We start from the raw sequence: 18,473 nt of genomic DNA, 5'->3' as shown, positions 1-18,473 counted from the left end.
GCGTTTGGCTTGCCGGACGATTGCCGGATACTGCTCCCGCATCCAGGCCTCGACCAGTTGAGGGTCGCGTTGGTAAGCACGCGCAAGCGGTCGCTGGGGTGAAAGCCCGAGCTTGCGGAGCAGTCGGCCCACCGATACCTCAGAGAGCCTGACGTTGAAGTGTTCACGGATCAATTCCCGCACCATGTCTCGCGTCCATAACGCAAACTCGAACTTCATCTGCATCGGATTCTTCGTCGTGACTGTCTGATAGACGAAGCGGATAGCCTCGGACGACAGCTTCATCGGCCTGCCAGGAATCGCCTTGGCGCGTAATGCCTCAAAGCCTCCTTCGCGCCAGGCCGCCAACCATTCGTAAATGCGCGCTCTGGAAAATCCCAGTGTCCGGATCACGTCCTCCGGCGACTCGCCGTCTTCGACGCGCTTGACGGCGCGAATGCGGATCTCTTCAAGCGTTGCATGTGAAAGCTGTCGGCCGTCGTCTTCCCGCATTGCGCCTCTCCCCAAGCTCCTTAAAGCTTAGAACATAGCGTCAATCTATGTTCGCTTATTTATGCACTGGTTAGTAAGTCGCGAACGCCAGCAACGTGCTGAGCCGTTTCCCGACTTAACGATCGTCGTACCGTCTACAACGACGAAGCACTGACCCGTTTGGCCGACGCGGTACAAAGCGCAGCCGCGAACATATTCGCATAGCTAATAAGCCCCCAAATCTGTCCATCGCTGTGGACGCACGGGAATTGTGGCGGCGGCTAGTCTTTAATCTGCTCATCACCAATACCGACGACCATCTCCAAAACTTGGGCTTCCTGTACGACGGCAGTGGCTTTTGGCGTATTGCGCCTGCATTCGACGTGAATCCAATGCCCGGCAAACTGCGCGAGTCCAAGACCTGGCTCACGGAGGACGCCGGCCCAATCGATTCGGTTCAAATGCTTTTGGATGCGTGCGCGTATTTCGCGCTGTCCAAGGCCGAGGCGCTGCTAGTCCTCGCCGAAGTTCTCGACGCGGTGCTGGACTGGAAGCAGGTGGCGCTGAAGCCTGACGTCGGCCTTACCCAGGAGGAACTACCGGACCTCGAGGACGCTTTTGAGCACGACCAGACGGACCAGGCGCGCAAGTTGTTGGGTCGGCCGATGCTGCGTCCCGATCTCGAAGAAGAAACCGGATAGCGAGCGGTGGCCACCTCGGGTCACACGAGCGCCTTCTTTAAAAGCCACAGCAAACGCGCTGCTTACATCGCCTTCTTGAACGGCGCGCCCGAATGCTCGCGTAACTCATTGAACACGACCTTCGGCCACGCTTTCTGCGCGACTTCAATTTCAGAGACGTGCGATGCGAGATAAGTCGGTGCATTCGATGCATCGAATGCGATCCGCGCCGAATAGGCATCGGTAAAGCGCCGCAATTCAGCCGCGTCGTCGCACGTCACCCAACGCGACATACGGTAGCGTGCCGGCGCCATCCGCACGTCGACCTTGTACTCGGTCGACAGCCGGTGCGACACCACTTCGAACTGCAGTTGCCCAACGGCGCCGAGAATCATCAGGCCGCCGACGACTGGCCGGAACACCTGAATCGCGCCCTCTTCGCCGAGCTGCTTCAGCGCTTCGCCGAGCTGCTTCGCACGCATCGGATCGACCACTTCCACAGTCTGAAATATTTCCGGTGCGAAGAACGGCAAGCCGACGAACTGTAGCGTCTCGCCTTCGGTCAGCGTATCGCCGAGGCTCAAAGTCCCGTGGTTCGGAATACCGATGATATCGCCCGGATACGCCTCGCTGACCGTCTCGCGACGTTGCGACAGGAACGTCACCACGTTGTTGGCACGGAACGTCTTGTTCGAACGCGTCACCTTCAAAGCCATGCCACGTTCGAAATGCCCCGAGCACACACGGATAAACGCGACGCGATCGCGGTGCGCCAGATCCATATTGGCCTGCACCTTGAACACGACGCCCGTGAACTTCGGCTCGTCCGGCTCCACAGACCGCTGCACTGCCATCCGTGCCGACGGTGGCGGCGCGAGATCGACCAGCGCGTCGAGAATTTCCTTCACGCCGAAGTTATTGATAGCCGAGCCGAACAGCACCGGCGATTGCTGGCCGGCCAAAAACTGCTCGCGGTCAAAATCAGGCGTCGCACCGGTGATCAGGTCGATTTCTTCTTTCGCCTTGGCCCAGCTATGGCCGAAGCGGCGTTCGCCTTCTTCGTCGCTGAGCGCTTGCAGCGTTTCAACCTCGCCGCCCGCCTTATCCTGTCCGGCGCGGAACAAGCGCACCTGATCGCGTTGGATATCGTAGACGCCCTGGAATTCCTTACCCATGCCGATCGGCCAGGTGAACGGAATCGCCGAGACGCCCAGATGCTGTTCGATTTCGTCCAGCAGTTCCAGTGGCTCACGCACTTCGCGGTCGAGCTTGTTGATGAAGGTGACGATCGGCGTCTTGCGGCTGCGGCAGACTTCGAGCAGCTTCAGCGTTTGCGCTTCGACGCCGTTGGCGCCGTCGATCACCATCACGGCGGCGTCGACCGCGGTCAGCACACGGTAGGTATCTTCGGAGAAGTCCTCGTGGCCCGGGGTGTCGAGCAGGTTGATCACGGCGTCGCCGTACTCGAACTGCATGACCGAGCTGGCCACCGAAATGCCCCGCTGCTTTTCGATCTCCATCCAGTCCGAGGTCGCGTAGCGATTGCTCTTGCGGCCCTTCACGGTGCCGGCGATCTGGATCGCGCCCGAGAACAGCAGCAGCTTTTCAGTCAGCGTGGTCTTGCCCGCGTCCGGGTGGGAAATGACCGCGAACGTGCGGCGGCGTTTGAGTTCGGAGACTGACATCGGGTCTGGCGGTCACAGAGAAAGGTTCGGGCGGTCTTCAGAAGCTTGTGGCCTCTGCTCTGCCACGTCTGGCGCGGCGGCGTCGAGCTGCGGGAGTTGGGTCCGGGACCCGCTTCACCATGGCAAAACCGCCGCGTCATAGCCACGCTACGCACGAGCGTTCGAAAATGCGGGAATTGCCAGCGCAGAACAGCGCAGGGAACGAATGATACACGTCATAGGGACCGACGGAGGGAAATGGGGTTTGGGGGACGGATGGGGCGCCAGTGCGAACACCCGCACCCTGAGCTCCGTCATTCAACGATCCCTGGTGGAATCCGCCTGCTGCGCCGCCGCCCCACCCACGCAATGCCCTTCCACCGAGATGTACGCGGCGCCGGTCTTACCCGTCTGCTTCGGCAACACATAATCAATCCGGCACTGCTCGGACCCCGCCTCACCCCACTTCACAAACAGCGCGCCTTTGTCCTCGAGGCCACGCGCAAAAATCCGGCTGTCCTGTGCGACGACGCCAACGGTCTTGCCGTTTTCATCCACTACATCCACACCGAACGGCAGCGCCTTGTCACCCAGTCGCGGCGCACGAATCAACGCCGCGCGACCGCTCATCGTCTTGTACTTGATCATCACCACCGAACCGAGACGCGGCACGGCCTGCTCCGAGGTCGATTCAAATTCGACATCAGTCGACGTGCCTTTCGGATCGATGTCGACGGTGTTCATGCCATACGGCGTCAGGTACGGCACAACGGCATAGCCGTGGCTATTGACCTTGACGCCTGGCGCGCTCGATACGCTTGCCCCCGCCGCACCCTGCGCGTCGACAATGCCGAACGTATCGCCGACGGTTTGCGAGAACGTCACGCCGCCCGGATGCGCTACGACGGACCCGCTAATGCCGGCCGAAACCTGGCTAGAACCGGAACCCGCGCTCGCTGACGCGGTCACCTGCGCATACGGCGCGCGATACACACCGCTCACACCCGCATTCGAAGCACTGCCACTGCTGGCGGCGTTATAAGTGCCATACGCGTTGTACGAGTACTGGTTGCTATCCCCCAGCGACCCGCTCACGTTCGCCTGCATATTCGCGGCACCGCCCGTGCTCGACAGATTGGTCGACAGCAACGGTGAGTGCTGACCATGACCGAGCGGAATCGTCGCGCTGACCATGAACTGATTCTCCATCGAACCGTCCGAGTCGCGCGTGCGTCCCGCCGTGATGCTGTAGGTGCCGTACTTGAAACTGTTGGTGTAGCCGGCCTGGTAAAACGTGTCGCTGCCACTATGATTCCAGTACTGCTGCGACGAAGCGCTCAGGAACACGCTGCCGTGGTCCTTGAAATTCTGGTTGATCGTCAGTTGCAACCGGTTGCGCTGGCGATAGACCGAGTTGATATCGCCACCGTGCATCGCCTGATCGCGCACCGATGCCGCATCCGACAAATTCAGGAAGCCGGCGGTCGAATAACGATAGGCGGCAACCGCGATGTTGGTGTCGGTCGGGTCGATGAACTTGCTGTAGCCAATGCGCAAGCTGGTGCCGCGCATCGTCTCCCGCCCGGGCACTTGCGTCTGTGCGCCTGTCACGTCGGCCGAAAAGGCGCCGTACCTCGTGTTGAGGGCCGCGCCCAGGTCCGCCGCCACATAACCGTTACCTACGATGCCGCCGCCATAGGCAGTCACCGTGTTGGTGAGACCGCGCTGCACCGTGAACTGCGCAAAAGCCGGCTTCGACTCGAGGGAATCGTTGCGCAACTGTCCAGCCGTTACCGAAAAGCGTGTGGTGCCCGGCCTCAGCGATTGCGCAACCGAAGCGTAGGGCACCGTAAAGCTTTCGGTGCGGCCGTCAGCTTCCGTGACGGTTACGTCGAGGTTGCCGCCGTATCCGGTGGCGTACAGGTCCTTGATCTCGAACGGCCCTGGCGACACGTTCGTTTCGTAGATCACCTGCCCGTTCTGCCGGATCGTCACCCGTGCGTTCGATTGCGCCGTGCCGCGCACGACCGGAGCATAGCCGCGCAGCGATTCGGGCAGCATGCGGTCGTCGGTCGCGATCTGCACGCCGCGGAACGCCACGCTGTCGAATACGTCGCCCGACGTGTTGGCATCGCCCACCGTCAGCTGGGACTTGAGCTTCGTAACATCGTGCTGAATGTAAGTGGCAATGTTGTCGAACTGCGTGCCTTGCCCTGACGTCGAGGTGATCGACGACTGATGGCGAAAATGCCACCCGCCGATGTTCACGCCCGCGTTAAGTCCCAGATAGCTTTGCGTCGAATTGATACCTGCGCCGTTGGTGCGGTAGGTATTCGCGTCGTAGCTCACGAAGCCTGCGTTCACCCCCTGTTGCCACATCTCGGGCGGCACATAGCCACGCGCCGCATTACGCATGTACTTTTGCGGCACCGTCAGCGTGAGCTTTTGTTCCGAGAAGTCGAAGTCGACGGTCGCATCGGGAACCGCGGTACTCAGGTCGATGCATTCGTTCGCATCGGTCGTGTCGCCAGCCGACTTGTTAGCAGTGGTCTCGCCCGTCGTTTCAGCACCCGCCTTAGCGCCGGCGTCCACGCCGACTTTGGCGAAATCGACACCGAAGCTTTCCAGCATCTTGCGGCTCAAACACGGGCGCGCTCCTTGCCCTTCGCGTGCGGCCACAAAACGCACATCCTCCCGCGACACGCGGATCTCGTTCACCCAGACATCGACTGCATACACGCCCGGCGACACCGAGTTGCCGCGCGCAAAACGCGCGACGTCCACGGTCTGGTTCGGATCGGTGCGCAGAAACGTCGTGTCGAACGACACGGCCGCGTCGGCGTTAGCCGTTTCAGATGCACTCACGCTCGCCGACTGGACGCCGCCCACCACCGCGAAAACGGACAGGACAACTGCCGTTACCCGATTCAGGCCGAACGGACCAGATACAGCACTGATATGAGCATGCGGTTGATGTAGTGGTGAGCGTTTCATGATCTGGTCGACCTCAAAGTCCTGCAACAGGCGTGCGTTGTCCCTGTGCGTTGCCTGTGCAACGCACGCTATGTGCAGGGAGATTCTTTAAATGGGCAGGAGGCGCCCGCCCGACCGGCGTGCTGCTGCGGCCTATTGACCCAGCGTTGCGTCGCCGTTAATGGCGCCGCCGTAATCGCTGATTGCGGTGTAGTGGACCTTCGCGCCTGCGGGTACTGCATTCATCTGTGCAACGGGCAACACTTCGGTCGCGTGGGGCGCAACCATGCCGCCCTTTTCGTTCTTGAAGGTGTGACCGCCACTCTCGACATCGACTTCGCTAAACGATACGTAGTACGGAGTCGGATTCGATACGCTTAGCGCCTCGCCTTTTCCGCCGGACGCTGCCGCGAGCTTCCAGGTCAATTGAGCCGGCGCGTCTTCGGGCTTGCCCGGCAGCTTCGCGGGGCGCACGAACACCTTGATGCGCGTGCGATACGCGAGCTGCAACGTGTTGGCGTCGGTCGTACCTGCCGCCTTGGGCGGAATGTCGAGCACGTTGAGCCAGTACACCGATTCGCGATCGGTCGGCAATGCTTCGCCGCTGTACATGACGCGCAGCGTCTGCGACTTCTTCGCGTCCATCCGGAAAATCGGCGGGGTAATGACAAAAGGCACTTTGATATCGCCTGGCTTCGCATCCGGATGACCATCGTCCATCCACACCTGCACCAGCGAAGGCAACTTGCTGTCGTTATCCAGCTTGACGGTCACTTCGCGCTGGTCAAGCGGATACACCACCCGCGTGCCGCCAATCGTCACGCTTGCCTCCGCGTTGCCTGCCAGCAGCGCACAGGCAAAACCGATTCCAACTGCTATTCGACCCAGCTTCATCACATTCACCTTTTGAAAAACAATCTTGAAAATTAGCCGTTAAAAAGGCGTTCGAATGAGCGAACGCCTTGATCTACCGCTTACTGGTACTGCATCGTGTATTGCACCGACGTATTCACAGCACCGGGAGTGGCCGCGCCAGTCGAGTAGTACTGCGCGAAATACTTCAGGTTGCCGCTGCCGCTGGTAATCGTCGCGCCGTCATTGGCGATATCGTTGTTCGTACCGGTCGTGATGTTGATCGGCAGAAGCGATGCGTTCAGCAGGCGGACTTCGACGTTCCCAGCACCACCCGAACCTGCAGCGGTCTGGTTAGCCAGATTGCCGGTGGTCTGGTCAACGGTCGGACCGTTTTCGAAGTTGGCGATCGCCTTGGTTGCGCCGCCCGTGCAGCCGCTCAATGCCAGCACCATTTGGGTCGGGTTCGACGTACCGGCAACAGCGCCTGCCGTCGACAGCGTGCCGGCCGAAACCGTCGGCAACGTGACCGACAGGTCTGCCGGCGCACCCGATGCCACGCCATTGATCGAGCACGTGGTGTTGGATACGGTGCCGGTGAAGGTAATCGTGCCGTCGGCCGCGTGGGCGCCGAACGATGCCACGCCCAACAAACCGCCCGTTACGATGGCCAATGCGGGGAGAAATGATTTCATTTTGCTGCTCCAATGCGTGAGAAAAATTTTTGCTAAAGATCAACAGCGAATTCGTGTTCAGAACGACCCGCCATTTGCCCCTGGGCGCTCCAATGTTCATCGCCGGCAAATGGCGGTCTTTCTTTCGAACCATTGGCCTATCGTTCAGGCGCAACTTAATGGTATGGATTGGCGAGTCCTAAGTACCTAGGACGATTCTTATTTGAGTAGGGGTTTTCTTATCCAGGAGTCAGACTCCGTAGGACAGCGGCCGCTCACGCACCGACGCACGAGTCGGAGTAATCTGCCGATCGGAGAAGGGCGATAGGGTCAGTCCGTTTCCGCCCACGACGATGCACGGCGACGCAACGGTCCGTGCCGCCGCCTCACCTCGTTCGAAGTCGAGCCAGCCATACTAAAATCAAACAACGAATTTCATTATTATTTTTATAAATGAAATGCTCAATCAGTTAATCACATTAATCGAAACAATTACAAACTCAACATCATTGCGGATTATCCAACGTTAGCATACGATTAAGCACGGTCGCCGCATGGCTTGGCGTCCGCAATAAACCCGCTCAGGCATTCGCCTGTGAGATATCCGGAAAACCTGGAGGTAGGTGTATGTCCGACGAAAATAATCCGGCTTCCGCTACTAAACGTCGTGATTTTCTTAAAGGCGTGGCCACAGTTGGCATCGCCACTGGTTTGGGCACGGTCGTAGGTGAAGCGCTGGCGCAAAACCCGACAAGCCCTAAAGCCACGGGTACCGGCGCAAAGCCACCCACCAAGGCAACCCGTGAAGCAAACGCCGTATATGCCAATCAGCTAGCGTTTAACGATACTCAGGATTTCCAGGACGCCACCCGCGGACTGATTGCCACTTTGCCCGATCCCGGCATTATTCCAAGTTCAAAAGGCGGCGCCGCCTGGGACCTGGGACAATTCGCTTTTATCAGCGGCGGCCCTGAAAATAATTCACCTGATTCAGTTAATCCCAGCTTATGGCGTAATGCCAAGCTGAATATGAATCACGGTCTTTTCGAAGTCGTGGATGGAATATGGCAGGTTCGTGGTTATGACCTGTCGGTGATGAGTATTATCCGCGGCGATACCGGCTGGATTGTGATTGACCCGCTGATGACCGAAGACGCTTCAGTCGTTGTATGGAAGCAGTTGGTCGTCCCGCATCTCGGTGACCGGCCGATTACCCACGTCATTTACACCCATAGCCACGCAGACCACTACGGCGGCATTCGCGGCATCGTCGATGAAGCCGATATCAAAGCGGGTAAGGTAAAAATCTACGCTCCGGCGGGTTTCACCGAAGCCGCGGTCGGCGAAAACGTGATCGCTGGTAATGCGATGAGCCGGCGGGCCGCCTATATGTACGGCAATCTGCTGCCGCGAAACCCCAGCGGCGTGGTCGACGGCGGCTTGGGCAAGACGACGTCCGTGGGCGCCATCACACTCATCACACCGACTGACTTCGCGAACACGACGGGCGAGAAGCTGACGCTGGACGGCGTCGAGATGACTGTGATCATGGCGCCGGAATCTGAAGCGCCGTCTGAGTTCATGTTCTACATCCCGAAGTACAAGGCGTTCTGTGCCGCGGAAGACGCCACCCATACGCTCCACAACCTGTACACGCTGCGCGGCGCCAAGGTTCGCGACGCGTTGTTGTGGTCTAAATACCTTCAGGCCGCCATTGATATGTTCGGCGGCGAAATGGAAGTGTTGTTTGCTTCGCATTACTGGCCGACGTGGGGCAATGACCGAATCGTCGCCTTCTTGAAGGCCCAGCGCGACATGTACCGGTATTTGCACGACCAGACCATGCGCCTTGCCAATACCGGCTATACCCCGCTGGAGATCGCCGACACGCTGCGGTTGCCCGACAGCCTGGCCAAGCAATGGTATTGCCGCAGCTATTACGGCACGGTGTTTCATGACCTCGTCGCGCAATACAACCTTCGACTTGGTTTTTTCGACGGCGTACCGGCCAATCTTCACCGGTTGCCACCTGTCGAAAACGGCAAGCGTTACGTCGAGTTCATGGGTGGCTCCGCCGCCGTGTTGCAGAAGGCCCAGCACTACTACGACAAAGGCGAATATCGCTGGGTCGCTGAGGTGGTGAACCATGTCGTGTTTGCCGATCCGCAAAACGTCGCTGCCAAGCACATGCTGGCCGATGCTTATGAGCAGATGGGTTATCAGGCGGAATCGGCAAGCTGGCGCAATTTCTATCTGACTGGCGCCATGGAGTTGCGCAACGGTGTGCATCGGGTGCCGTTCGGCAGCTCGCAAAGTCCCGACACGATCAAAGCGATGCCTTTGGAGATGTTTCTCGACTACCAGGGTGTTCGCCTGAATGGCGCCCGCGCGGCCGGCAAATCCATTACGTTTAACTTCGTGATGACCGACACGAATGAAAACTACGTGGTCGGCGTCGAGAATTCGGCGATCCATTACTCGAAAGGCAAGACGTCGGATACCGCGGATGCATCGGTCACCATGACACGCGTCGATCTCAACGAAGTCATGATGGGCAATACGTCGATGGAGAAACTGGTGATGGCCGGTAGAGCCAAGATTTCCGGGAGTGCTCCAAAGCTGGGGGAATTCGTGTCCTGGCTCGACAATTTTGACTTCTGGTTCAACATCGTCACGCCTTGACAGGCATGTGGCTCTCAACACGGAACCGAAACGATGTGCGCAATCTGCGACCTGAAGATCGAATTTAATATTGGGCACCCTCAGGCGCTCACCGTGGCCGTTGCAACGCGAGAAGCAATGGACGCAGGAGCGTTGCCGGAGACAGCGGTTGACGGTGCGTTAAGCAACATGAAGCTGCGCATGGCTGCCATCGATGCGCTTAAAGGCCTGCAGGCTAAGCTGGAAGGTTCGCTGCCGGTCAGTCGGTTGATGGCGCTGCCTGACTTCTACGTCCTCCTGATCGAAATCGGTACGTGGGGATTTTTTCATGCGACCGAGACTGGATTCGATCCTGACATCACGCCGGAGCCGCCCGACGTGACCTCGGAAGACCAGGCTGATCGGGATGTCGTGTTTGTGTCGTCGGAGGCGGCGATGCAGGCTATCCTGGACGGAGAACTCTCCGTTGACGCTGCTTTCGCCGACAATCTGCTCGTCCTGGACGCTGGCGAAACGCATACCAAGTTGCTGCGTTCTGCACTCGATGCGGCGTTTCCCGTAGAAGGGAATAAGGCGGTCAATTTCTGAGCGGAGGTTGTGCAGATCTCTGCTTGAGTCGCTTTTCGCTCTTGCCAGCGAGCGTTATCCGATACGGCCGAACGATGCACGTTCGGCCGTATCGTTTTGGCGGATGATTGATTGATGAAGTATCACCGCACTACGCCCCGCTCGCCTCATTGAGCGTCAGATGCTTCGTTTCCGGCGCCCACGCAATCGACACCACCATGCCAATCAGGAGTACCGCGGCGAGCACCATCATCGTGACGTGGAAGCCAAGTTGCGCAATGCCGAGCGGGAGCAGAAACGTGCCCACCGCTGAACCGAGCCGGCTGCACGCAATCGCGAGGCCTACTCCACACGCCCGCACTTCCGTCGGAAAGCACTCGGGCGGGAACACGCCGACCAGATTCGAGAACGCCGACATGGTCAACGTGAAGATGGCGAACGCCACGATCATTGCAATCATCGCCGACTCAGGCAGCAAACTCAACGCCACCAGCGACAGGCACGTCACTGCGAACGACCCGATCAGGAACACTCGACGCGGCAACTGAATCGTGAGCCAGATGCCGATCAGCGCACCGAGTACGAGAAATCCGTTCAACAGGAAGTCTGCACCGGAGCCATCGTTCAGATGGATCGCCTTGAGAATGGTCGGCAGGAACGTGTAGATCGCGAAATACGGAATCACGAGGCACACGAAGAACGCGCAGTTGAAAATCGTCCGGCGAATCAGGTCCTTTCTGAAGAGACGCGCGAAGCCGCCCTGCACATGCGCGTGCTCATCGTGGCCGCCGTCGAGCGTGACGTTCGGTCCGAAGTGCTTCAAGACAATGGCCTTGGCTTCTGCGATGCGTCCTTTGCCATGCAGCCAACGGGGCGATTCGGGCGTGCCCATGCGCAGCAACAGCACGATCAGCGCGGGTACACCTGCCGACGCGAGCAACCAGCGCCACGCGTCCGGTGCCGCGTTCGCGTATTGCATGCCGAGCACATTGGCCACGACGTAGCCCACTGTCCACACCACACTGAACGAACCGAGTAGCGTGCCGCGATGTTTGCGAGGTGAGAATTCGGCCAGAATCGCGTGCCCAACCGCAAAATCACCGCCCATGCCAATACCGATCAGCACGCGCAACACACACAACTCAGCGGGCGACGTGACATAGAACTGCGCAAACGCTGCCGCGGTGATGATGAGAAAGCTCAGCAGGAAGATCTTCTGGCGCCCCAACTTGTCCGACAGCCAGCCGAACACGAGACTACCGAGGAAAATGCCCATCAAAGCGGAACTGCCGATCATGCCCATCCAGAACGCGTCGAGCGGCATCTGCCGATTCAGCGAAGCGAGCGCATAACCGATCGTGCCGAGCGCGTAGCCTTCGGTGAAGTGCGCACCGAAGGTCAGACCGGCGATCTTGATGTGAAACCCGTTCAGCGGAACGTCGTCGAGGGGAATGCGGCCGTGCGCGGGTGCGGTGTTGGTGGCGCGAGGCGCGATTGGGGCGAGGCCAAGGGTGCCTGCCTGGGTATCCTGATTGCTCACGCTGTCTCCTTACTTGTTGGAGCAGCCGTGCTACAGCCAGCGTATTGCCGGATCGCCGGACCGCCGGATCGCGCACGAGACTGCATCGTCCGCTTCGCGCGTGCGCAACGCGAAGCGGACCGTTGTTGCCGGTATTGCGACGATCAGCGTCCGAGGCCGCCCATCATCGTGTACTTCAGTTCCATGTACTCGTCGAGCCCATACTTCGAGCCCTCACGGCCCAGACCCGACTCCTTCACGCCGCCAAACGGCGCCACTTCCGTGGAGATGATGCCTTCGTTGACGCCCACCATGCCGCTTTCCAGCGCCTCAGCCACGCGCCATGCGCGGCCGAGATCGCGCGTATAGAAGTACGCGGACAAGCCGAATGGTGTGTCGTTGGCCGCGGCGATCGCTTCTTCCTCAGTCTTGAAGCGGAAGCATGCGGCAACCGGACCGAAAGTTTCTTCGCCAGCGATCAGCATCGACTCCGAAGCGTCGACCAGCACTGTCGGCTCGTAGAACGTGCCGCCCAGCGCGTGACGTTTAGCGCCCGTCAACACCTTGGCGCCCTTCTGCAACGCATCGGCGACATGGGTTTCCACTTTCTTCAACGCAGCTGCGTTGATCAACGGCCCCTGTTCGACTTCACCTTCTAGCGCGTTGCCGACGCGCATCTTCTGCACGGCCTTCGTCAGCGCCTGGGTGAACGCGTCGTAGACGCCGTCCTGCACGTAGAAGCGATTAACGCATACACAGGTCTGGCCGGTGTTGCGAAACTTTGAAGCCATCGCACCTTGAACGGCGGCTTCGATATCCGCATCGTCGAATACGATGAAGGGCGCGTTACCGCCGAGTTCGAGCGAGAGCTTCTTGAGCGTGTCTGCGGATTGTTTCGCGAGCAGCTTGCCCACTCGCGTCGAACCGGTGAACGACAGCTTGCGCACCACGGGCGATGCCGTCAACTCGCCGCCAATCGCTACTGCGTCGCCGGACACAATGTTGAACACGCCAGCCGGAATACCTGCACGCTCGGCCAGTACGGCCAGCGCAAACGCCGACAACGGCGTTTCTTCGGAAGGCTTGAGCACCAATGTGCAACCTGCGGCGAGCGCCGGACCGGCCTTGCGCGTGATCATCGCCAGCGGGAAATTCCACGGCGTGATGGCCGCGACCACGCCAATCGGCTCACGCGTCACGATGATCTTCGCCTTCGGATTCGGGCTCGGAATCACGTCGCCATAGGCGCGCTTCGCTTCTTCGGCAAACCATTCAAGGAAGCTGGCAGCGTAGCCCACTTCGCCGCGCGCCTCAGCGAGCGGCTTGCCCTGTTCGCGCGACATCAATTCAGCCAACGCGTCCCGGTTCTCGAGCATCAGCTCGCCCCAGCACTTCACCCGCGCGCTGCGTTCCTTCGCGGTCAGCGCGCGCCATGCCGGATATGCGCGTTCAGCCGCGGCAATCGCCTGCGCGGTTTCCGCCGCGCCGCCCTTTGCGACATGGGCGATCACCTCGCCAGTGGCGGGATTGGAAACAGGATACGTCTCGGCGCCCGCGTACCACTCGCCATTGATGTAGTGCCCGGTACGGAGAAATTCACTCATGCTGCTTTATCCATGGTTTGGACGAACGTCCCTTGCGCGGGGCGCGACTCGCGCGCGATGCGTTTGCCAGCCGTGTAATCGTTGATCAGATCGCACGGCGTGTAATTACGTTCGAGTTCGTAGAGTTCGTCGGCCGAGAGCTTCGTGTCGAGTGCGGCAAGCGCGCTGTCGAATTGCGCCGGCGTATCAGCACCGACCAGCATGCTTGCGATACCGCCGTGATTGAGCACCCACGCCTGCGCGATCTGCGCCGCCGACACGCCACGCGCCGCCGCCACTCGCGCCACCGAAGCAGCAATCTCACGCGAAGCCGTATCGCCGTACATTTGCGCGGTGAAGAAGTCGGTCTGGTTACGCGTCGAGTTCGGATCGCTCGTCAGCAGACCGCGAGCGAGCGGGCTGAACACCGAGACACCCACGCCCTGATCTTCGCAGTACGGAATCATCTCGCGCTCTTCCTCGCGGTACGCGAGGTTCAACTGCAACTGCATGTTGATCGGCTTGTGCCAGCCATTGCGCTCGCAGACCTGCATGATCTTGGCGAACTGCCACGTGTACATCGTCGACACGCCGATATAACGCGCCTTGCCAGCGCGCACGATATCGTTCAACGCGCCCATGGTTTCTTCGACCGGCGTATTCACGTCGAAGAAGTGCAGCATGTAGATATCGACGTAGTCCATGCCGAGTCGCGTGAGCGACCCGTCGATGCCATCCATGATGTGCTTGCGCGAATGGCCGCCGGCGTTCTGATACGTGCCCATGTCGTAGCCGACTTTGGTCGTCACGACGATCTCCTCACGGCGCGCAATGCGCTTGAGAATGCGGCCCACCACTTCTTCACCGACGCCGGTCGAATAGAAATCCGCGAGGTCGATGAAGTTCACGCCGGCTTCGAGCGCGTGACGTACGATCGGCTCGCTTTGCGCTTCGTCGAAAATCCACGGCTTCCATTGCGGCGTGCCCATGTTCATCGTGCCGAGGCACAGACGCGAAACCTTCAGGCCAGATTGGCCGAGGCGGATGTATTCCATTTGTTGTCTCCAGTGTCGACTGGGGTTAGCGCTTTAACGCTTGCTCCAGTTCCATGCATGGTTGCAATGGCGGCGGCTGCGCTGCTCGAGTGGCGCGCGAACCGCGGCGTTTTGGTGGGCGCTTTAGCGTTGTTTCGGCGTATAGAACGGGTTCGATACTTGGCGCGCGGCGGCGAACACTTCGTCGCGATGCGGCAGGCCTTTCATGGCCGCGAGGATCGCGTTCTTGCACGCGCGATAGTTGTTCTCGAAGACGGCATCGAGATCGTCGGTTTTCGGGTTGACCCAGTTCGCCGATACGACGACCCAGTCGTTTTCCGCTTCCGGCGGCAGCGTGCCGTTCTCGAGCGATTCGGCAACCGCCTTGGCGATGCCCGCTTGCGATGCGCCCCACGTGGCATTGCCGTGGAAGTCGCCTTCGATCTGCGCCTTGTTCACATACAGCGTGAGCGGCTTGGTCGGAATACCCGGACGGGCGATCACCACGAACGGTGCGTGCCCCGCGGACGGCGTCGAGAGCGCGGTGGCGAATGCCTGGCCTGCCGGCCCATTGCGCGGGCCGACCAATACGTTGATGTGCGCGAGGTTTACGCCCGGGCCTTCGAAGCCTTCACCGATATACAACTGCTTTTCCGTCGATACGCTCATGTCTGATCCCGTCAAGGGTTGGGTGGATGAGCGGATTGTGCTATTCGAGATGGCCGACCATGAATCGATGTTTTTTGATCCGGGGTATGAGACGGACTCAACTCCGGGTTTGTCCTGGGCGCATCGCTGCGTTTGCAACGGTTTCGACGTTAAGGTGAGGGTTTTCGGGACCTGCGGAGAAAACGGTCAGAAAGCCGCTTGAGGTGATGCGCGTCGGCATGTCGCGCGCACCGGACATTCTGCACTCCGCGCTAAATCGGAGATGGGATGACGAAGGAGAAGATGCAAATAGAAGTGATACGAGTGACGGGCCACACGGCATCATGAAAGCGCGAAAACCCTTGCCGGACAAGGGTTCCCAGCTTCACACCAGACACGGTGCAACACGCAAAACAGCGCTCGTGGCTGGCGCATAGGCACGGCGCGCGCTCAAGAAAAGCATTTCAAAACGAACGGCGGCACGCAATGCAAAACGCAGCCGTGTACGGACTCAACGGCTGCGGCAAAAACGAAAGGTGAGGGTTTTCGGGACCAGCGCGGCGGTGCGCAAAGTCATCGCCGCCGCTTCACTTGTGGAGGAAGGCACGCCGTTTCGGGCCGCGCCATCCGGTATGTAACGCTTAGTCAGTGATCAGGAAGCGTTCGCGATTCTTGCCTGCCAGCCATCCCGGCGAACGGCCGCGGCCACTCCAGGTCTCGCCGGTTTTGGGGTTGCGATATTTCGCCGGCGACGGCGTCTTCTTCGCCGCTGCACGTTTGCCTGCGAAGCCAAGCTCCTCTGCGGTAATGCCGTATTCCACAATCTTCTGCTTGATATCGGCAATCGCCTGCTCGATTTCTTTCTCACGCGCGAGCGCGACTTCCTTATGAAGCTTTTCGAGCTGTGCAGTCAATTGTTTGTAGGTGGCCATGTAGCGTCGTCTCCAGTCGGTTGGATAACTGCAGTGTGACCCTATCAGATCGAAAAAGTGCCGGATAGCATTCGTTCGCGAATTACAAGATTAACGGTGAATGAAACAAGCCGCACGGTCAGTCGTCGATGCCGGATCGCGCAACACGCGCGGTGCCGCCAGGCGAGTCACAACCCCGAACACTTCTCCCCGGTCGACATAGTGTTGCGTCGACGCCGTCAGTTGCGTGAGTCCTGTTGGGAAACATCCTGCTGTCCGCATCGGGCGTGCTGAGTGCGCAGTTAGCCCGCATCGCTGATGGTTGATTGTTGAGTCCCGCGCGGGCCGTGCAGAAATTGCAGACGACCTTTGCCCGCCGGGTAAGAATGGAACGTAACGTTATGCACCTATCGGCTAAACGTTATCGCGCATTTCCTGGAACGGCCGCCCGTTCTACTCTCGCCTCGAGCGCGCTGAGGGCGTCGTTGAGGCGTTTGAGACGGCTTGCCTGCGACGGCACCACAGCCGTACCCAATATTAATTTGAGCCGGCCGCGCCAATACGACAGCGGAATGCGGTCCGCGGAGGAAATCCGCGCGATCACGTGTTCGAGATGCTCAATGTCTTTTTCGAGTTGGTGATGATTCATTACTTTCCCCGGAGATTCTGGTCTGACCGAATACAAGCATGAAACGTGCCGCGTGGCGCCTCTTTCACCGTGGCCGTGAGATTCTTCCCGGTTGCCTTTTCTTCGCTGCTTATTGGCACGTGCCGGCCCGCTGACATGGCCCGACTACAGGGCGCTCTGCTAGAGACGATGAAGGCAAATACGATAAGCTTCCGTTGGCCTCCGCACTGAAGAATGTGAGTTCATCATTCAAGCAACGCCGATAATAAATCGTGAAGCCATCAACAATAGCGGTGTCGAGGCCACCGGTATTTTTCATACTTTCGAAACAAATTTCCGAGGATTGGACGAATTCTATATAACCGAGCATTCCGCACACAGCGTGATACTGGAATTAAGCCCCGGCCAATATGACGGTTTTATGCACAGCATTTATGACACGGAGGGCGATTTCAACGCACGCAGGATTTATATACGGCGTTGGCCGCCAGTGTCGGCGCGAAGTCCATGCAGGTAATCGGACGCGACAGGCAACACAACGTTGCTTCCTTTAGCGGAGAAACTAGCCGGTGAACGGCGCATGGGGTCGCCTGGAGCCCGCCCGCCAGACCGGCCCGCGTCTGGCGGGCGGCGGCGATCAACCTCTACCAGCCTCTACTGCGCCCGGATCGGACACGCGTAGATCAGACTGAGCGTGCCGTTCTCGCTCGACTGGCGCACCACCTCGAACTGGCCACCGCAATTGACGCGTGCCTGCTGCGCGCACGAATCGGAGCCTGCCGGACATTGCACCAGCGTGGTCGGACGGCCGTCCGGCAGGAACAGCGGCGGGCTGCTGCTGCAACCGGCGAGCGCCGCGAGCAGAGCAACCCCGGTCGCGCCGAGCGCGGTACGCATGAGGCGATCCGTCCGAGCAGAAAATGAGTAGCTGCGTTTCATTGAGAACCCCGATCCCTTTTTAATTCTTCGACCCAGCGATTGTGCCATGCGCGCGTTGCACTGCGTCACTCGTGAGTAGTGGGATCGCTTGCGGGCTCGCTTACAGGTTGGCTTGGCGCGGCAAGCGTTTTGTAGGAAAGCGGCCCGCGCGCATCCGTATTGATGCGGATGAAGACCTGCTCGACATCGGGGATCGCTTCGAGCTGTTGTTGCAGCACATGGACATCGAAAGCGCGCGGCGCGCATCCTTCAGCGTAGACAAAACGGCGCTGCACTGTGATCCATACGCTCGTGCCATCGAAGGCATGGGTATCGGTGAAGTGCGCGCGTATCGCCCCGGCGATGTCCGCGTCGTACATATATGAATTGGGCTTGGTGCACTTGTGCGCCAGCCAACAGGTCGTGCCACGCTCGACGCGGTAGTGCGCGTCGTCCTCCATTTGCGCACGGGTCATAAATGGGCCGAGAGGCACAGGACAGTCGGCGAAGGCCCGCGAGAGCGCGAAGAACGGGTCGTTGTACCAGTTTTTCAGTTCGGGCTCCTGCGCATGAGGCGCAGCACTCAGCAGAAACAGCAGGATTGCCACAGGCCAGGGTTGCCAGGGTTTCATGAGACCTCCGACTGCATCGATCGACCAGACTGCTCAAGGCAGCCGCCGTCACAACATG

General features: G+C 59.6%; 16 protein-coding genes. 3 read left to right on the top strand and 13 right to left on the bottom strand.

Translation table 11 applies throughout. The features are described from left to right. Positions 1-492, bottom strand: a 492-nt coding sequence (locus P3T40_RS26960; RefSeq protein ID WP_429270756.1) for an IS630 family transposase, incomplete at its 3' end; no start/stop codon positions are given. Between the two features lie 233 nt (positions 493-725). Between P3T40_RS26960 and P3T40_RS26955 the strand changes: the two genes are divergently transcribed. Then, positions 726-1,172 carry a HipA domain-containing protein gene (locus P3T40_RS26955; protein ID WP_429270755.1) on the top strand — a complete coding sequence of 149 codons (447 nt, stop codon included), beginning with the start codon at positions 726-728 and terminating at the stop codon, positions 1,170-1,172. Between the two features lie 62 nt (positions 1,173-1,234). Here the strand turns inward: P3T40_RS26955 and P3T40_RS26950 are convergent, their stop codons facing one another. From P3T40_RS26950 to P3T40_RS26935, 4 genes are all read right to left on the bottom strand, one after another. Next, positions 1,235-2,836 (bottom strand): peptide chain release factor 3, encoded by a 1,602-nt coding sequence (locus tag P3T40_RS26950; protein WP_429270754.1) that lies wholly within the window; start codon positions 2,834-2,836, stop codon positions 1,235-1,237. A 297-nt stretch (positions 2,837-3,133) separates the two neighbouring features. Beyond that, positions 3,134-5,809 carry a fimbria/pilus outer membrane usher protein gene (locus P3T40_RS26945; protein ID WP_429270753.1) on the bottom strand — a complete coding sequence of 892 codons (2,676 nt, stop codon included), beginning with the start codon at positions 5,807-5,809 and terminating at the stop codon, positions 3,134-3,136. A gap of 132 nt (positions 5,810-5,941) precedes the next feature. Continuing rightward, positions 5,942-6,682: a fimbria/pilus periplasmic chaperone gene (locus P3T40_RS26940; RefSeq protein WP_429270752.1), complete on the bottom strand. Its 741-nt coding sequence runs from the start codon at positions 6,680-6,682 to the stop codon at positions 5,942-5,944. Positions 6,683-6,762: 80 nt separating this feature from the next. Beyond that, a complete protein-coding gene (locus P3T40_RS26935) occupies positions 6,763-7,335 on the bottom strand; it encodes a fimbrial protein (protein ID WP_429270751.1) in 573 nt (190 codons plus the stop codon). A gap of 606 nt (positions 7,336-7,941) precedes the next feature. Here P3T40_RS26935 and P3T40_RS26930 point away from each other — a divergent pair. Both P3T40_RS26930 and P3T40_RS26925 read left to right on the top strand, forming a co-directional pair. Next, a complete protein-coding gene (locus tag P3T40_RS26930) occupies positions 7,942-9,996 on the top strand; it encodes an alkyl/aryl-sulfatase (RefSeq protein ID WP_429270750.1) in 2,055 nt (684 codons plus the stop codon). A 168-nt stretch (positions 9,997-10,164) separates the two neighbouring features. Next, positions 10,165-10,563, top strand: coding sequence for a hypothetical protein (locus P3T40_RS26925; protein ID WP_429270749.1), 399 nt, complete (start codon positions 10,165-10,167; stop codon positions 10,561-10,563). Between the two features lie 130 nt (positions 10,564-10,693). On the opposite strand, the gene P3T40_RS26920 is transcribed toward P3T40_RS26925, so the two are convergent. The 8 genes from P3T40_RS26920 to P3T40_RS26885 all read right to left on the bottom strand — a co-directional run bounded on the left by P3T40_RS26920 (position 10,694) and on the right by P3T40_RS26885 (position 18,415). Continuing rightward, on the bottom strand, positions 10,694-12,082 hold the full coding sequence (locus P3T40_RS26920; protein ID WP_429270748.1) for an MFS transporter: 1,389 nt from the start codon (positions 12,080-12,082) through the stop codon (positions 10,694-10,696). Positions 12,083-12,225: 143 nt separating this feature from the next. Beyond that, the gene (locus tag P3T40_RS26915; RefSeq protein WP_429270747.1) at positions 12,226-13,665 is read right to left on the bottom strand and encodes an NAD-dependent succinate-semialdehyde dehydrogenase; all 1,440 of its coding nucleotides are present in this window, start codon (positions 13,663-13,665) and stop codon (positions 12,226-12,228) included. Further along, positions 13,662-14,699 carry an aldo/keto reductase gene (locus P3T40_RS26910; RefSeq protein WP_429270746.1) on the bottom strand — a complete coding sequence of 346 codons (1,038 nt, stop codon included), beginning with the start codon at positions 14,697-14,699 and terminating at the stop codon, positions 13,662-13,664. Before P3T40_RS26910 ends, P3T40_RS26915 begins: the two co-directional genes overlap by 4 nt. Before the next feature lie 123 nt (positions 14,700-14,822). Next, on the bottom strand, positions 14,823-15,347 hold the full coding sequence (gene fae / locus P3T40_RS26905) for a formaldehyde-activating enzyme (RefSeq protein WP_429270745.1): 525 nt from the start codon (positions 15,345-15,347) through the stop codon (positions 14,823-14,825). Positions 15,348-15,967: 620 nt separating this feature from the next. Next, on the bottom strand, positions 15,968-16,258 hold the full coding sequence (locus P3T40_RS26900; RefSeq protein WP_429270744.1) for an H-NS family nucleoid-associated regulatory protein: 291 nt from the start codon (positions 16,256-16,258) through the stop codon (positions 15,968-15,970). 400 nt (positions 16,259-16,658) lie between these two features. Further along, a complete protein-coding gene (locus P3T40_RS26895; protein WP_429270743.1) occupies positions 16,659-16,886 on the bottom strand; it encodes a hypothetical protein in 228 nt (75 codons plus the stop codon). A gap of 633 nt (positions 16,887-17,519) precedes the next feature. After that, the gene (locus tag P3T40_RS26890; protein WP_429270742.1) at positions 17,520-17,804 is read right to left on the bottom strand and encodes a hypothetical protein; all 285 of its coding nucleotides are present in this window, start codon (positions 17,802-17,804) and stop codon (positions 17,520-17,522) included. Between the two features lie 65 nt (positions 17,805-17,869). After that, a complete protein-coding gene (locus P3T40_RS26885; RefSeq protein WP_429270741.1) occupies positions 17,870-18,415 on the bottom strand; it encodes a BON domain-containing protein in 546 nt (181 codons plus the stop codon). Positions 18,416-18,473: the final 58 nt, after the last annotated feature.

The sequence above is a fragment of the Paraburkholderia sp. EB58 genome (assembly GCF_050436665.1).
In the GTDB taxonomy this organism is placed as follows: Bacteria; Pseudomonadota; Gammaproteobacteria; order Burkholderiales; family Burkholderiaceae; genus Paraburkholderia.
Note: the sequence above shows the minus strand (reverse complement) of the source record. Positions and strands in the feature narration are given on the sequence as shown.

Excerpts from the sequence above, each read along its gene's own strand:
- P3T40_RS26950 (WP_429270754.1), bottom strand. The coding sequence starts at position 2,836 with ATGTCAGTCTCCGAACTCAAACGCCGCCGCACGTTCGCGGTCATTTCC.
- P3T40_RS26945 (WP_429270753.1), bottom strand. The coding sequence starts at position 5,809 with ATGAAACGCTCACCACTACATCAACCGCATGCTCATATCAGTGCTGTA.
- P3T40_RS26940 (WP_429270752.1), bottom strand. The coding sequence starts at position 6,682 with ATGAAGCTGGGTCGAATAGCAGTTGGAATCGGTTTTGCCTGTGCGCTG.
- P3T40_RS26935 (WP_429270751.1), bottom strand. The coding sequence starts at position 7,335 with ATGAAATCATTTCTCCCCGCATTGGCCATCGTAACGGGCGGTTTGTTG.
- P3T40_RS26930 (WP_429270750.1), top strand. The coding sequence starts at position 7,942 with ATGTCCGACGAAAATAATCCGGCTTCCGCTACTAAACGTCGTGATTTT.
- P3T40_RS26925 (WP_429270749.1), top strand. The coding sequence starts at position 10,165 with ATGAAGCTGCGCATGGCTGCCATCGATGCGCTTAAAGGCCTGCAGGCT.
- P3T40_RS26915 (WP_429270747.1), bottom strand. The coding sequence starts at position 13,665 with ATGAGTGAATTTCTCCGTACCGGGCACTACATCAATGGCGAGTGGTAC.
- P3T40_RS26910 (WP_429270746.1), bottom strand. The coding sequence starts at position 14,699 with ATGGAATACATCCGCCTCGGCCAATCTGGCCTGAAGGTTTCGCGTCTG.
- fae (WP_429270745.1), bottom strand. The coding sequence starts at position 15,347 with ATGAGCGTATCGACGGAAAAGCAGTTGTATATCGGTGAAGGCTTCGAA.
- P3T40_RS26900 (WP_429270744.1), bottom strand. The coding sequence starts at position 16,258 with ATGGCCACCTACAAACAATTGACTGCACAGCTCGAAAAGCTTCATAAG.
- P3T40_RS26895 (WP_429270743.1), bottom strand. The coding sequence starts at position 16,886 with ATGAATCATCACCAACTCGAAAAAGACATTGAGCATCTCGAACACGTG.
- P3T40_RS26890 (WP_429270742.1), bottom strand. The coding sequence starts at position 17,804 with ATGAAACGCAGCTACTCATTTTCTGCTCGGACGGATCGCCTCATGCGT.
- P3T40_RS26885 (WP_429270741.1), bottom strand. The coding sequence starts at position 18,415 with ATGAAACCCTGGCAACCCTGGCCTGTGGCAATCCTGCTGTTTCTGCTG.